The sequence below is a fragment of the Mesorhizobium sp. M8A.F.Ca.ET.207.01.1.1 genome, assembly GCF_004794715.1.
Lineage (GTDB): Bacteria > Pseudomonadota > Alphaproteobacteria > Rhizobiales > Rhizobiaceae > Mesorhizobium.
Window position 1 is genome coordinate 1 of record NZ_SRUS01000307.1, and the last position, 337, is coordinate 337.

A 337-nucleotide genomic window follows, 5' to 3' on the forward strand; every position below is an offset into this window, starting at 1 on the left:
GCTGGTTCTCGCGCGGCATGAAGATCGGCGTCGGCACCGGCTTCGATTCCGGCTCGACGCTGGATTATGTCTACGAGAACGAGGCTCGAGGGCTCGGACTGATCGGCCGCATGGTCGACAGGACTTTTCTCGACGCCATCGGCTGGCGTGGCATCCGCCAGCGCAAGCTCAACCTCGAGGAACTGATCGGCCAGGCTTTGGCTACGCTGAAGGCGGCCGGGCGGCCGGGCCACGTCCTCGACATCGCCGCCGGCCACGGCCGCTACGTGCTCGACGCCATCGGCAAGAGTGCCGAGCAGCCGGCCAGCGTGCGCCTGCAGGATTATTCCGACATCAA

Annotated in this window: 1 protein-coding gene; it reads left to right on the forward strand. The window is 66.2% G+C overall.

Annotation, left to right across the window (positions count from 1 at the left end):
* The coding region (locus EN850_RS34675) for a class I SAM-dependent methyltransferase family protein (RefSeq protein ID WP_189591314.1) at positions 1-337 on the forward strand (337 nt) is incomplete at both ends.